The 12,866-nt window shown below is 66.4% G+C and carries 9 protein-coding genes, 4 tRNA genes, 1 other RNA gene and 1 pseudogene; 3 read left to right on the top strand and 12 right to left on the bottom strand.

Translation table 11 applies throughout. The features are described 5' to 3' along the window. Window positions 1-2 precede the first annotated feature (2 nt). Entirely contained in the window at window positions 3-686 is a 684-nt protein-coding gene (locus tag UU9_RS11315; RefSeq protein ID WP_007081887.1) for a DUF2461 domain-containing protein, read from the top strand. Here the strand turns inward: UU9_RS11315 and UU9_RS11310 are convergent. After that, a complete protein-coding gene (locus UU9_RS11310) occupies window positions 653-1,978 on the bottom strand; it encodes an MFS transporter (protein WP_007081886.1) in 1,326 nt (441 codons plus the stop codon). The genes UU9_RS11315 and UU9_RS11310 overlap by 34 nt on opposite strands. 214 nt (window positions 1,979-2,192) lie before the next feature. Between UU9_RS11310 and aqpZ the strand changes: the two genes are divergently transcribed. After that, entirely contained in the window at window positions 2,193-2,921 is a 729-nt protein-coding gene (gene aqpZ / locus UU9_RS11305; protein ID WP_007081885.1) for an aquaporin Z, read from the top strand. A 42-nt stretch (window positions 2,922-2,963) separates the two neighbouring features. Here the strand turns inward: aqpZ and epmA are convergent, their stop codons facing one another. From epmA to rnk, 4 genes and pseudogenes are all read right to left on the bottom strand, one after another. Next, a complete protein-coding gene (epmA, locus tag UU9_RS17570; protein ID WP_272941976.1) occupies window positions 2,964-4,181 on the bottom strand; it encodes an EF-P lysine aminoacylase EpmA in 1,218 nt (405 codons plus the stop codon). Further along, window positions 4,182-4,478, bottom strand: a pseudogene (locus UU9_RS18275) (endonuclease domain-containing protein); the annotation flags it as partial. A gap of 152 nt (window positions 4,479-4,630) precedes the next feature. Next, on the bottom strand, window positions 4,631-7,018 hold the full coding sequence (gene ligA / locus UU9_RS11295; protein ID WP_007081883.1) for an NAD-dependent DNA ligase LigA: 2,388 nt from the start codon (window positions 7,016-7,018) through the stop codon (window positions 4,631-4,633). A gap of 85 nt (window positions 7,019-7,103) precedes the next feature. Continuing rightward, window positions 7,104-7,514 carry a nucleoside diphosphate kinase regulator gene (gene rnk / locus UU9_RS11290; protein ID WP_007081882.1) on the bottom strand — a complete coding sequence of 137 codons (411 nt, stop codon included), beginning with the start codon at window positions 7,512-7,514 and terminating at the stop codon, window positions 7,104-7,106. Between the two features lie 422 nt (window positions 7,515-7,936). On the opposite strand from rnk, the gene UU9_RS11285 reads away from it, so the two are divergent. Continuing rightward, window positions 7,937-9,121, top strand: a complete 1,185-nt coding sequence (locus UU9_RS11285; protein ID WP_007081881.1) for a cation:proton antiporter — start codon at window positions 7,937-7,939, stop codon at window positions 9,119-9,121. Window positions 9,122-9,204: 83 nt separating this feature from the next. Here UU9_RS11285 and ssrA read toward each other — a convergent pair. The 7 genes from ssrA to uvrC form a co-directional block, all read right to left on the bottom strand. Continuing rightward, window positions 9,205-9,559: a transfer-messenger RNA gene (gene ssrA / locus UU9_RS17565) on the bottom strand. 91 nt (window positions 9,560-9,650) lie between these two features. Further along, a tRNA-Leu gene (locus tag UU9_RS11280) sits at window positions 9,651-9,737 on the bottom strand. Window positions 9,738-9,883: 146 nt separating this feature from the next. Further along, window positions 9,884-9,957: transfer RNA gene (locus UU9_RS11275), tRNA-Cys, on the bottom strand. 54 nt (window positions 9,958-10,011) lie between these two features. Next, window positions 10,012-10,087 (bottom strand) — tRNA-Gly (locus UU9_RS11270). A gap of 126 nt (window positions 10,088-10,213) precedes the next feature. Continuing rightward, window positions 10,214-10,289, bottom strand: a tRNA-Gly gene (locus UU9_RS11265). 37 nt (window positions 10,290-10,326) lie between these two features. Continuing rightward, window positions 10,327-10,932 (bottom strand): CDP-diacylglycerol--glycerol-3-phosphate 3-phosphatidyltransferase, encoded by a 606-nt coding sequence (gene pgsA / locus UU9_RS11260; protein WP_007081880.1) that lies wholly within the window; start codon window positions 10,930-10,932, stop codon window positions 10,327-10,329. Between the two features lie 71 nt (window positions 10,933-11,003). Next, entirely contained in the window at window positions 11,004-12,842 is a 1,839-nt protein-coding gene (uvrC, locus tag UU9_RS11255; RefSeq protein WP_007081879.1) for an excinuclease ABC subunit UvrC, read from the bottom strand. Window positions 12,843-12,866 lie beyond the last annotated feature (24 nt).

Raw genomic sequence — 12,866 nt, 5'->3', positions numbered from 1 at the left:
CCATGCCCGCAAGCTATTTCACCCCCGCCACCTTCCGCTTCCTGCGCGCGCTCGACCGTCACAACGAGCGTGCGTGGTTTCACGCGCACAAGGACGACTACGAGCGCCATGTGCGCGAGCCGTTCCTGCAATTGATCACCGACATGCAGCAACCGCTGGCGGCCATCAGCGAGCACTACCGCGCCGACCCGCGCAAGAACGGCGGCTCGCTGTACCGCATCTATCGCGACACCCGCTATTCCAACAACAAGCTGCCGTACAAGCCGTGGCAGGGCTCGCGCTTCTTCCACGTGCGCCGTCACGAAATCCAGGCGCCGGGTTTCTACCTGCACATCGAGCCGGGCGATTGTTTTGCCGGCGGCGGCATGTTGCATCCGGAGTCGGACGCGCTCAAGCGCATCCGCGAATTTCTGGTGGACAACCCGGCCGCGTGGAAGCGCGCCACCCGCGGCAAGGCGTTCGGCGATCTGCAACTGGGTGGCGAATCGCTGATCCGGCCACCGCGCGGCTACGACCCCACGCACGCGTTGATCGACGACCTGAAGCGCAAGGACTTCATCGCCTCCGCGCCCTTCAGCGAGGAACTGGCCTGCTCCAGCGAACTGCTGCCCTGGACCATCGCTACCTTCAAGCAGGCCGCGCCGCTGGTCGACTACCTTTGCGCCGCGCAGGAGCTGGAATTCTGAACCACCACGGCGCTGCGCCGGGCCAGCAGCCATAGCGCTACAGCCACGCCGATCAACGCGGTAAACGCCACGTAATGGGCCGGCGCCAGCACACCCGCGTGGCGCACCAGCAAGCCGATCAGCGGCGGCGTCAGCCCGCCGAACACCGCATAGGCGATGTTGTACGAAAACGACAGGCCAGAGAAACGCACGGACGGCGGAAACGCCGCCACCATCACCGCCGGCACCACGCCCACCACGCCCACGGCGAAACCGGCCAGCGCATACAGCGCGATGAAATGCGCGCCGCCCGCCTGCAGATCCAGATACAGCACATAACTGCTCAGCAGCAATCCGATCGCCCCCGGCAGCAAGGCGCGTGCATGGCCGACGCGGTCGGCCAGCCAGCCGTAGAAGAGGCAACCCAGCGCCAGCGCGAACGAGGCCACGCTGTTGCCCAGGAAAGCGCGCGCCGGCGCGATATGGAAGGCTGACTGCGCCAGCGATGGCGTCATCAGGATCACCACCACGATCGCCGCGGTCAGCATCCAGGTCACCAGCATCGACAGCAGCACCCCAGGCAGGTGCCGCTCCAGCACCCGCTTCAGCGGCAGGCCGGAAACCAGTTCCTTGCGCGCCTGCATCGCCTCGAACACGGGCGTTTCGCTGAGCCAGCGGCGTAGCCAGACCGCAAGCAGGCCGAACACGCCGCCGATCAGGAACGGCAGCCGCCAGCCATAGTCGAGGACCTGCGCCGGCGTCATGCCGCGGTTGATCGATGCCGCGATCAGCGAGCCGATCAGGATACCGACGGTGAGCCCCGAGGTAAGACTGGCGCAGGCGAAACCGATCCGCCGCGGCGGCACATGCTCAGCCACGAACACCCACGCACCGGGCACCTCGCCGCCCACCGCGATGCCCTGCACCACCCGCAGCAACAGCAACAGTAGCGGCGCCAGCATGCCGATCTGCGCGTACACCGGCAGCAGGCCGATGCACAGCGTGGGCACCGCCATCAGGAACACGCTGAGCATGAACATCTTCTTGCGCCCCAGCGTGTCGCCGTAATGCGCCATCACGATGCCGCCCAGCGGCCGCGCCAGGTAGCCGGCCGCAAAGATGCCGAATACCTGCAACTGCGCCAGCCAGGGCGCCGTTGCCGGAGGGAAGAACAGATGGCCAAGGGGGATCGCGAAAAACACGAACACCACGAAGTCATAGAACTCCAGCGCGCCGCCCAGCGCCGACAAGCCCAGCGTGCGGACGTCACGACGATCAAGGCCACGTTCCGGCGGCGGCAAAGGGGCGGGCATGGGCACGATCCAGGGCAAAAATCGGAACGGTAAATTACACCACCTTGCCCACCCGGCCTCACGGAAACAGCGGCGGAATCCCATCCCCGGCGATGCCGGCACAGCTTCCGATGGTGCGCCGCCGGCAAATCATGTTTAGCTTGCTGCGCCCGTGCACCGACACGTGCCGTGCGTGGGTGCCGAGTGTCCTTTCCACAGCACAAGGAGTCACCGAATGAACATGGGCAAACGCATGGCCGCCGAATTTTTCGGCACCTTCTGGCTGGTACTTGGCGGCTGCGGCAGCGCGGTGCTGGCCGCCGGATTTCCTGAACTGGGCATCGGTTTCGCCGGCGTGGCGCTGGCATTTGGCCTGACCCTGCTGACGATGTGCTACGCCATCGGCCACATCTCCGGCTGCCACATCAACCCGGCGGTCACCTGCGGCCTCGCCGCCGGCGGCCGGTTTCCGCTGAAGGAAGTGATCCCTTACATCGTGGCGCAGGTCGTCGGCGGCATCGTCGCCGGCCTGGTGCTGTACGTGATCGCCTCGGGCAAGCCCGGTTTCGACGCCGCCGCCAGCGGCTTCGCCTCCAACGGCTACGGCGCGCATTCGCCGGGCGGCTACGCAATGAGCGCCGCTGCCACGTGCGAAATCGTGCTGACCGGCTTCTTCATCTTCATCATCATGGGTGCCACCCACAAGAGCGCACCGGTGGGCTTTGCCGGCATTGCCATCGGCCTGGCGCTGACCCTGATCCACCTGATCAGCATCCCGGTCACCAATACCTCGGTGAATCCGGCCCGTTCCACCGGCGTGGCGCTATTCCAGGGCGGCTGGGCGGTGGAGCAGTTGTGGTTTTTCTGGGTGATGCCGATCGTCGGCGCCGTCATCGGCGGCCTGGTCTATCGCTACCTGTGGAGCGACCGCCCCGCCGAACCGGCGATTACGGGCGATCGCTGAGGGGTTCGACAAAACCTGCGGCCTTCGGGCCGCAGGTTGGTTTCAGGCTGCCGAGAACGGAAACGCCAACACGTCGGCGATGGCATCGGTACCGGCCAGGCACATCAGCAGGCGCTCGACGCCCAGCGCCACGCCGGCGCAATCGGGCAGCGCGTCGAGTACTGCCAGGAGGTTCTCGTCCAGCGGAACCTCGCGCAGGCCGCGTTCGCGGCGGCGCACGTTGTCGCGCTCGAAACGCCCGCGCTGCTCGGACGCATCGTTCAACTCGTGATACCCGTTGGCCAGCTCGTAGCGCCCCAGGTACAGCTCGAAACGTTCCGCCAGCGGCGGCTCGCCGGAACGGATCCGGGCCAGTGCACATTGGGTAGCCGGGTAATCGTGGATCACGGTGATGCGGTCACGCGGAAACGCCGGCTGCAGGCGATGGGTGATCAGCAGATCGAGCCAGTCGTCGCGCACCAGGCCCGCGGGATCGATGCCGTATTCCGCCAGCGGCGCGCGCAAGGCGTCGATGGTGGCGTGCACCGGATCGATGTCCAACTGGTCCTGGAAAAGTTGGCGGTAAGTCGTCACCACGAGCTCGGCGCGCCGCCCGGCCATGGCCAGCGCCGCCTGCACAAGGTCCATGGTTTCGCGCATCAACCGATGATGATCCCAACCCAAGCGGTACCACTCCAGCATGGTGAACTCGGGATTGTGGCGGCCGCCCGCCTCGCCATTGCGAAATACCCGGCCGAGTTCGTAGCAATCGCCCACGCCCGCCGCCAGCAGGCGCTTCAACGGATATTCCGGCGACGTGCGCAGCCAGCGTTCGCGCGCGCCGGCGTCGACATGGCCGCTGAAGGCCGTGGTGAAACTCTCGATATTCGGCTCGGTGTTGCCGGCGGCGGAGAGGATCGGGGTTTCGACTTCCAGCACGTGGCGGTCGCTGAAGAAGCGGCGGATGAGTTGGTAGAGGCTTGCGCGCAGGTGCAGGGATCGGAGAAGCGCCCCCTCACCCCAACCCTCTCCCCCGGCTGCGCCAGGGGAGAGGGAGCTTGGGGGCCGAGGCTCGCGACCGGGCTGCGCGCCACGCGGGGCTGGCGCATCTGACTCCGGCGGGGTGCTTGGCTTGGGCGGGAGACTTGGCTTAGGCGGTATGCCTGGCTTCGACGGGATGCCTGGCTTAGGCGGGATGCCTGGCTCTTGGCCCCCTCTCCCCCGGCTGCGCCGGGGGAGAGGGCTGGGGTGAGGGGGCCGCTCTTCGCCCAGCGCCCGCACGATCGCCTCCAATACGTCATCGGTGCGGATCAACGCATCGTCGTTCCAGAACCTCACCACACGGAAACCCGCCTTGCGCAGATCCGCCGTACGCTGCTCGTCATAGGTCTGCCGATCCGCATGCTGGCCGCCATCCAGTTCCACGATCAGCTGCTGCTCCACGCAGCAGAAGTCCGCGTAATAGCCCGCCACCGGATGTTGTCTCCGGAACTTCACGCCAAGTTGCGCCGCGCGCAAGCGCGACCACAGCTTGCGCTCGGCGTCGGTCTGGTCGCGGCGGAGTTGTCTGGCTCGCATCATCTATTTACCGCGCCCCCTCACCCCAGCCCTCTCCCCCGGCTGCGCCAGGGGAGAGGGAGCTTTCAAGCCCGAAGCGCAGGCTATCGACCCAGCCGCTTGTGCTACATCTCCCCCGCCGGGGGAGAGGGTTGGGGTGAGGGGGCCGCTCTTCATCCCTCATGCGTCGCCAGCAACGCCAGCAGCTGCGCCTCGTCCCACACGGTCACACCCAGCTCCTGCGCCTTGTCCAGTTTCGACCCGGCCGCTTCGCCAGCCACCACCACGCTGGTCTTCTTCGACACCGAGCCCGATACCTTGGCGCCCAGCGCCTCCAGTCGGGCCTTGGCATCCTCGCGGGTGAGCGTGGCCAACGTGCCGGTGAGCACGAAGGTCTGGCCATCCAGCGGTGCACGTGCCACCTCCGCCGTGGCGGGAATCGCGCCCAGCAGGCGCTGCATGGCCGCCTCGGCTTCGCGCAGGTTCGCCATGGCGGACGGATCGGCGAGATGCTCGGCCAGGCCTGCCGCGGCGGCTTGCGGCAAGCCGGCGGTGGACCAGTGCGCCGGGCCGCCGGCCACCAGCCGATCCAGCGTGGGAAAGTGTTCGACCAGCACGCGGCAGCTCTTGGGGCCGAGCTTGCTGACCCCGGCCTGGCCCAGCAGCACGCCCAGGTCCACGCGCTCGCGCAGCAGCGGCGACGGCGCCGTTTCGTCGCTGAACACGATGCCGGCAGCCAGCAGCGCGTCGACCACCTGCTGGTTGCCCTCCTGCGCAAAGAAGCCGGCGATCGATGCCGCCACTTCGTCGCCCACGTCCGGCAGCACGCGCAGCACGCTGGCCGGCATGCTGCGCACGAATTCCAGCCGGCCCAGCCAGCTGGCCAGCGTCCGGGCGGTGCTTTCGCCGATGTGCATGATGCCCAGCGCGAACAGGAAGCGCGCCAGGGTGGTCTGCTTGCTGGCCTCAATGCCGGCCACCAGATTCTCGGCCCAGCGGGTCGCCACCTTGCCGGCCTTGACTGTCTCCGGCGTGGTGCCATCCCTTTCGTCGATGGCCTGTTTCATCGCCACGAAGCGCTCGACGGTGAGCGCGTACAGGTCGGCCGGCGTGTGCACGATATCCAGCTCCACCAGCGCCTCGGCGAAGCGCTGGCCCAGGCCTTCGATGTCCATCGCGCGGCGCGAGGCGAAGTGGATCAACGCCTCCTTGCGCTGGGCGGCGCACACCAGTCCGCCCGAGCAACGCCAGGCCGCGGCGCCCTCTTCGCGCATCAGCGCGGAACCGCACACCGGGCAATGCGCCGGCATGGTCCAGGGCACGGTGTGGGGCGGCCGCTGATCCGCGATGACGCGCACCACCTCGGGAATCACGTCGCCCGCGCGGCGCACGATCACCGTGTCGCCCACGCGCACGTCGAGTCGCGCGATCTGGTCGGCGTTGTGCAGCGTGGCATTGGTGACGGTGACGCCGGCCACCTGCACCGCGGCCAGCCGCGCCACTGGTGTGGCCGCGCCGGTGCGGCCAATCTGGATCTCGATCGCCTCGACCGTGGTGGTCTGTTCCTGCGCGGGGAATTTGTGCGCGATGGCCCAGCGCGGCGCGCGCGACACGAAGCCCATCTCGCGCTGGCCGGCGTAGTCGTCCAGCTTGTAGACCACGCCGTCGATGTCGTACGGCAAGGTGTCACGCCTGGCACCGATGCGCTGGAAATAGGCGATCAGGCCATCGAAGCCGCGCGCCGTAGCCACCTCGGGCGACACCGGGAAACCCCACTCGCGCAGCTGCCGCAGTGTGGCCGAATGAGTGGGCGGCAACTCGCCGCCCTCGACCACGCCGATGGCATAGGCAAAGAAACTCAACCGCCGCTTCGCGGTGATCGCCGGATCGAGCTGGCGCAGCGATCCGGCGGCGCCGTTGCGCGGGTTGGCCAGCGGCTTTTCGTCATGCTTGCGGGCGTAGTCGTTGAAGGCCTCGAAATCCTTGCGCAGCATGATCACTTCGCCGCGCACTTCGAGCACGTCGGGCCAGCCCTCGCCGCGCATTTTCAGCGGAATCGCCCGCACCGTGCGCAGGTTCGCGGTCACGTCCTCGCCGGTTTCGCCGTCGCCGCGGGTGGCGCCCTGCACGAACACGCCCTGCTCGTAACGCAGGCTGATGGCCAGGCCGTCCAGCTTGGGCTCGACCGAGAACACCGGTACGCGGCGATCCAGCGTCTGTTCGATGCGCCGCTCGAATTCGGCGATCTCGCGGAAGCGTTCGCGTTCGGTATCGCCGGCCTGTTCGAACGCATTGCCCAGCGACAGCATCGGGATGGCGTGGCGCACTTCGGCAAAACCGCCGTGCGCCCGTGCGCCCACGGTGCGCGTGGGCGAGCTGGTGGAGGCCAGCGCGGGATGTGCGGTTTCCAGCGCTTCCAGTTCCCGCATCAACCGGTCGTAGTCGGCGTCGGTGATGTCCGGGTCGTCGAGGACGTGGTAGCGGTAATTGGCCTGCTCGATCGCCGCCCGCAAGGTGGCGGCGCGTGCGATGGCTTCAGGTGGGGGCAAGGGTTCGGTCATGCGCGTCTCCATGTCCCGCGCATTTTAGCGAGCCCGCGTGAACCCGCCGAGTCGCCGTTTCGACGGCGACCCGGCAACGACATGCTCAGCGGTGGAAATGGCCGGACGCCTCGGGCTGGTAGTCGATACCCAGCACGCGCAGCCGACGCTGATGGCCATCCGGCGTGGGCCAGTCGATATGCTGCCCAAGCGACAAGCCGAGCAGCGCACTGCCCACCGGCGCCAGGATGGAGATGGTGCCCGGCGCGCCGGCGGCATTGGGGTACACCAGAGTCAGGGTGAGCTTCTCGCCATTGTGCTCGTCTTCGAAACTGACGGTGGAATTCATCGTCACCGTGTCGGCGGGCATGGCGGTAGGCTCGACCACGTCGGCGCGATCCAGCTCGGAGATCAGCGCGGCACAACGGGCCGCTTCGGCGGCGGGCAGCCGTTCCAGCAACGCTTCGATGCGTTCCATGTCGATGCGGGAGACAGTAATCGGTGGCTTGGTGCTCATGGCTCTTCCTGGTGCAGGCGGCGTTGCCGCACAAAAGCACACGCCGGAACGAAACCGCCCCGGCGCGTGTGGTCATTGTATGGCCGTCATGACCTATGTAGTCACGGTCGGCGGGTGAAACAAGGTGGGACGCGTCAAAAATCGCTCGATGGCGATCTGCTGCAACGCTCTTTCACCTCACAGCCTCCAACTCTGCGCAGGACGCCCGCGAAAAGCAAGCTGTCATGGCAGGTATCGCGCGTCGCCTAGCCGCCGGCAGCGGATGATCCGTCGGCTTTCACCGCTTCGTACGCGGAAGTTGTCGCCGAATCGTCAGGTAGTGTTTCCGGCTTTGGAACATGCCGCATCGGGTGGCGACCGCCTCGGCATCACCTCGCGCATGTAGCATGTCCTCTTTCCGCCACGCCCCGGACGCGCGCCGCATGCACCACGCCAGCGACATCCTGTTCACCCTGTTCATCGTTTTCGTCGCCGCGCAAATCGGCGGCGAAATCGCGCAGCGACTGAAACTTCCCGGCGTAGTGGGCGAGATCGCCGCCGGCTGCGCCATCGGCCCGTCATTGCTGGGTTGGATCACCCCGGCGCAGATACTCCCGGGCACGCCGCTGGATGTGCTGGCCGAGGTCGGCGTGATTCTGCTGCTGTTTGCCGTGGGCCTGGAGACGCGGCTGGAGGATCTGAAAAAGGTCGGCAAGATCGCCTTCGCGGTGGGCGTCATCGGGGTCATCGTGCCGTTCGCGATGGGCAGTGTCTGGGCGCACGGCAACGGTTTCGACTGGGGCCGCTCGCTATTCGTGGCGGCCGCCTTCGTGGCCACCTCCGCCGGCATCACCGCCCGCGTGCTGCAGGAGCTGGGCGCGCTGCAGCGGGTGGAAAGCAAGGTGATCCTGGGCGCCGCGGTGATCGACGACATCCTCGCCATGCTGCTGCTGGGCGTGGTGGTGTCGCTGCAGGGCGGCGGTTCGTTCGACGCCTCACACCTGTTGCTGGTGCTGGCCGGCGCCGTGGGCTTCATCGTGGTGATCGGCTGGGGCGGCGCCCGCGTGATGCGCTGGAACTCGCGCTGGCTGGACACGCCGCTGGGCCCGCATTCGCCGCTGATGATCGTGCTGGCGCTGTGCCTGGGGCTGGCCTGCCTGTCCACCATGTTCGGTTTGGCCGCCATCATCGGCGCCTTCCTGGCCGGCATGATCGCCTCGGAAACCCGCCAGCAGCACACCCTGGAACAACAGGTGAAACCATTGCTGGCCCTGCTCACGCCATTCTTCTTCGTGGTCACCGGCAGCAAGATCGACCTGCATGAACTGGCCAGCGCCGACGCGCTGTGGATGCTGGCCGTGGTCACCGTCATCGCGGTGATTTCCAAGTTCATCGGTGGCTGGCTGGGCTCGCTGCCGCTGGGCGCGCGCAGCGCCACCATCATCGGTTTCGGCATGGTGCCGCGCGGCGAAGTGGGCATCGTGGTGGCCAGCCTGGGCCTCGCCGCTGGCGTCTTCGACAACCGCATCTACGCGCTGATCGTGGCCATGTCGCTGCTCACCGCCATGGTCACGCCGCCGATCCTGGCCGTGTTGTTGAAACGGTCGCAGGTCACGCAGGCTCCGTGAGCCAACGCGCAGCGAGCGGTGCCACGTCGCACAAAAAAAGCCGGATTCCCTTGGGGATTCCGGCTTTTTCGTGTCGCTTGTATTGGTGGAGGTGGCGGGAGTCGAACCCGCGTCCGAGGATGTTTAATGCCCAGATCTACATGCTTAGCTCACCGTTCGATCTCGTTTCGCGACAAGCACGGTGGGCAAAGCGCACCGCGAAACCAGCCTGATTGATTTAGCCTAGAACCGCCAGGCGGCAGCGTTCGGCGATCTCATGATAATGACCCTACACCGACAAGCATGAGCACAAGTGGGTTCGGGGCTTACGCCTTAAGCGGCGAGAGCGTAGTTGTCGTCGTTGGCAACTATGAGTTTGCTGCTGGATTTACGAGGAAAGCTGCCCCCTCGGCATGCACCAAGTCATCTCACTACCCCCGTCGAAGCCAGGACACCCCCGGGGAAAACGATATGACCAGACAAGTATATGGGGTCGCCGCGCGTGGCATCAATGCAAATCGCAACCCATCGCTGGTGCCGTTCAGGACGCTGGTGCCCGGGGCGGGGATCGAACCCGCATCGCCTTGCGGCGGAGGGATTTTAAGTCCCTTGCGTCTACCAGTTTCGCCACCCGGGCGCGGATGTTCGGACGTGCCGGGCGCGCAGCCGGCGGCGCGAATCGTAGCATGCGAAGTCCGCGATCCATGGCACACGGAGCGCAGCCGCGGCAACAAAAAACCCGCCATCGGCGGGTTCAAGCTGGGCGTGCAACGTGCTGCGCAATGGAGGCCAAGGTCGGAATCGAACCGGCGTACGCGGATTTGCAGTCCGCTGCATGACCACTCTGCCACCTGGCCGTTGCGCAATGCTTCCTTAAAACAAAACCCCGGTGAACCGAGGCTTTGCAAAACTGGAGCGGGAAACGAGACTCGAACTCGCGACCCCGACCTTGGCAAGGTCGTGCTCTACCAACTGAGCTATTCCCGCATCTGAGCCGCGAATGATAGCAGAACGGAAACCCTTGTGAACAGTCGAACGCACATCGCGATGCGACATTCAGCCTTCCGTACAAACGACAAGGCCCCGAACATGTCGGGGCCCTGGCTGTATATCTGGAGCGGGAAACGAGACTCGAACTCGCGACCCCGACCTTGGCAAGGTCGTGCTCTACCAACTGAGCTATTCCCGCATTGGAGCCGCGCATTCTAATACGTGAATCCGGAGCGTCAAGCGTTTTTGCTTTTCGCCGCTGATGGGGTGTCGGCACTGAGGATCGGCCACGCCGCACGCAGGTAATGCAGGCCCGACCAGATGGTGAGTACGCCGGCGATCACCAGCAGCGCCTCGCCGATGTGGTACAGCCGCAGCGCCTCGGCGGCTTTCTCGTGCTGCACGATCAGCACCACCAGCGCCACCATCTGCATGACGGTCTTCAACTTGCCGATGAAGGCTACCTTGACCGTGGCGCGCATGCCGATTTCGGCCATCCATTCGCGCAGCGCCGACACGCTGATCTCGCGCCCCACGATGATCGCCGCGGTCACCGCCATCAGGATCCCGGGCCAGCCGCCGCGGTGCGATTCCACCAGCAGGAACAGCGTCACCGCCACCATCAATTTGTCCGCCACCGGATCCAGGAACGCGCCGAAGGCGGAGGTGAGGTTCATGCGCCGCGCCAGGTAGCCGTCCAGCCAGTCGGTGAACGCGGCCAGCAAAAACACCACCGCGGCGGTGGCGTTGTGGCCGGGGAAAGGCAGGTAGAACACCACGACCATGACCGGCAGCAGTGCAACGCGGAACAAGGTCAGCCAGGTCGGCAGGTTGATGCGCATGATTCGATCCAGTGATTTGTCACAGTGTCTCACGCACGCACGCAGTCGGTGAGTGAAAACTGCGGCCGTGTTCAGCCGTGCAACATGGCGTAGATGCGTTCGGCCAGGCCGCGATCGATGCCTTTCACCTGCATCAGCTCCTCGACACCGGCTGCCTCCACGCCCTGCATGCCGCCGAACGTCTTCAGCAACGCCGAGCGGCGGCGTGCGCCAATGCCCGGCACATCTTCCAGCACACTGCGCTCGCGCGCCTTCTCGCGTCGCTTGCGGTGGCCGCTGATGGCAAACCGGTGGGCCTCGTCGCGCACCGCCGCCACCAGATGCAGCGCGGGCGATGAGGAACCGGGATGCAGTTCACCGCCGAGGGTGCGATCGTCGCGCGCCAGCACCAGGGTTTCCTCGCCGGCTCGACGGCCCGGACCCTTTGCCACGCCGACCACCACGATGCCGCTGACGCCCAGGTCGTCCAGCACGGCCAGTGCCTGCGCCACCTGGCCGGCGCCGCCGTCGATCAGCAGGATGTCCGGTCGCGCGCCCTCGCCTTCGGCCAGCTTGCGGAAGCGACGGGTGAGCGCCTGGTGCATCGCCGCGTAGTCGTCACCCGGCGTGATGCCGGCGATATTGAAGCGCCGGTAGTGGGATTTCTCCGGGCCTTCGGGGCCGAACACCACGCACGAGGCCACGGTGGCCTCGCCCATCGTGTGGCTGATGTCGAAGCATTCGATGCGCCGCGGCGGCTCGTCCAGGCCCAGTACTTTCTGCAGGTCGTCGAAGCGCGTACCCAGCGTCTGTCTGCTGGCCAGGCGGCCGGTCAGCGAGGCCTGCGCGTTGCGCTCGGCCATCTGCAGGAAGCGCGCCCGCTCGCCGCGCACGCTGGTTTTCAACTCCACCGGGTGGCCCGAGTGCTGTGCCAGCATGTCGCCCAGGATCTGCTGGTCGGCCAGGCTCTCGCCCAGCACCAGTTCGCGCGGTACCGGCCGGTCGAGGTAGTACTGCGCGATGAACTGGGTGAGCACGTCGGCGGGCTCGGCATCCAGCGGCAGGCGCGGGAAGAAATCGCGGGTGCCAAGGCTGATGCCGTTGCGGAAAAACAGCACGCTGACGCAAGCCATGCCCGCCTCGATGCAGCAGGCGAGCACGTCCATGTCGGCGCTGGCGCCCTGCACGTGATGCTGCGCCTGCAACTGGCGCAAGGTGGCGACCTGGTCGCGCAGCTTGGCGGCGCGCTCGAAATTCAAGGCCTTGCTGGCCTGCTCCATCGCCTCGGCCAGTTCGTCGATCACCGCGCTGCTGCGGCCTTCCAGAAACATCTCGGCGTGGCGCACGTCCTGCGCGTAATCGGTCACGCTGATCAGGCCGACGCAGGGCGCGCTGCAGCGACCGATCTGGTGCAGCAGGCAAGGCCGCGAGCGGTTGCGGAAATAGCTGTCCTCGCACTGGCGCACCTTGAACAGCTTCTGCATCAGGCTGAGGCTTTCGCGCACCGCCCAAGTGCTGGGATACGGCCCGAAATAACGCCCCGGCAGATTGCGCGCACCACGATGGAATGCCAGCCGCGGATAGTCCTCACCGCTGGACAAGTAGATGTACGGGTAGCTTTTGTCGTCGCGCAGCAGGATGTTGTAGCGCGGCTTCAGCGACTTGATCAGCTGCGATTCCAGCAGCAGCGCCTCGCCCTCGGTGCGGGTGACGGTGATCTGCACGCGGGCGATCTGCGCCACCATCGCGGCGATGCGCGGCTCCATTCGCGGCTTCAGGAAATAGCTGCCCACCCGCTTCTTGAGGTTGCTGGCCTTGCCGACATAGAGCAGCTCGTCCGCCGCGTTGAAGTAGCGGTAGACGCCAGGCGAACCGGTAAGCGTGTGGACGAAGGCCTTGCCGTCGAAGGCCGGCGACGATGGTGACTGCATGTGCTGATTCTAGCCGTTCTGGCC

It is taken from the genome of Rhodanobacter fulvus Jip2 (genome assembly GCF_000264315.1).
GTDB lineage: Bacteria > Pseudomonadota > Gammaproteobacteria > Xanthomonadales > Rhodanobacteraceae > Rhodanobacter > Rhodanobacter fulvus.
Note: the sequence above shows the minus strand (reverse complement) of the source record. Positions and strands in the feature narration are given on the sequence as shown.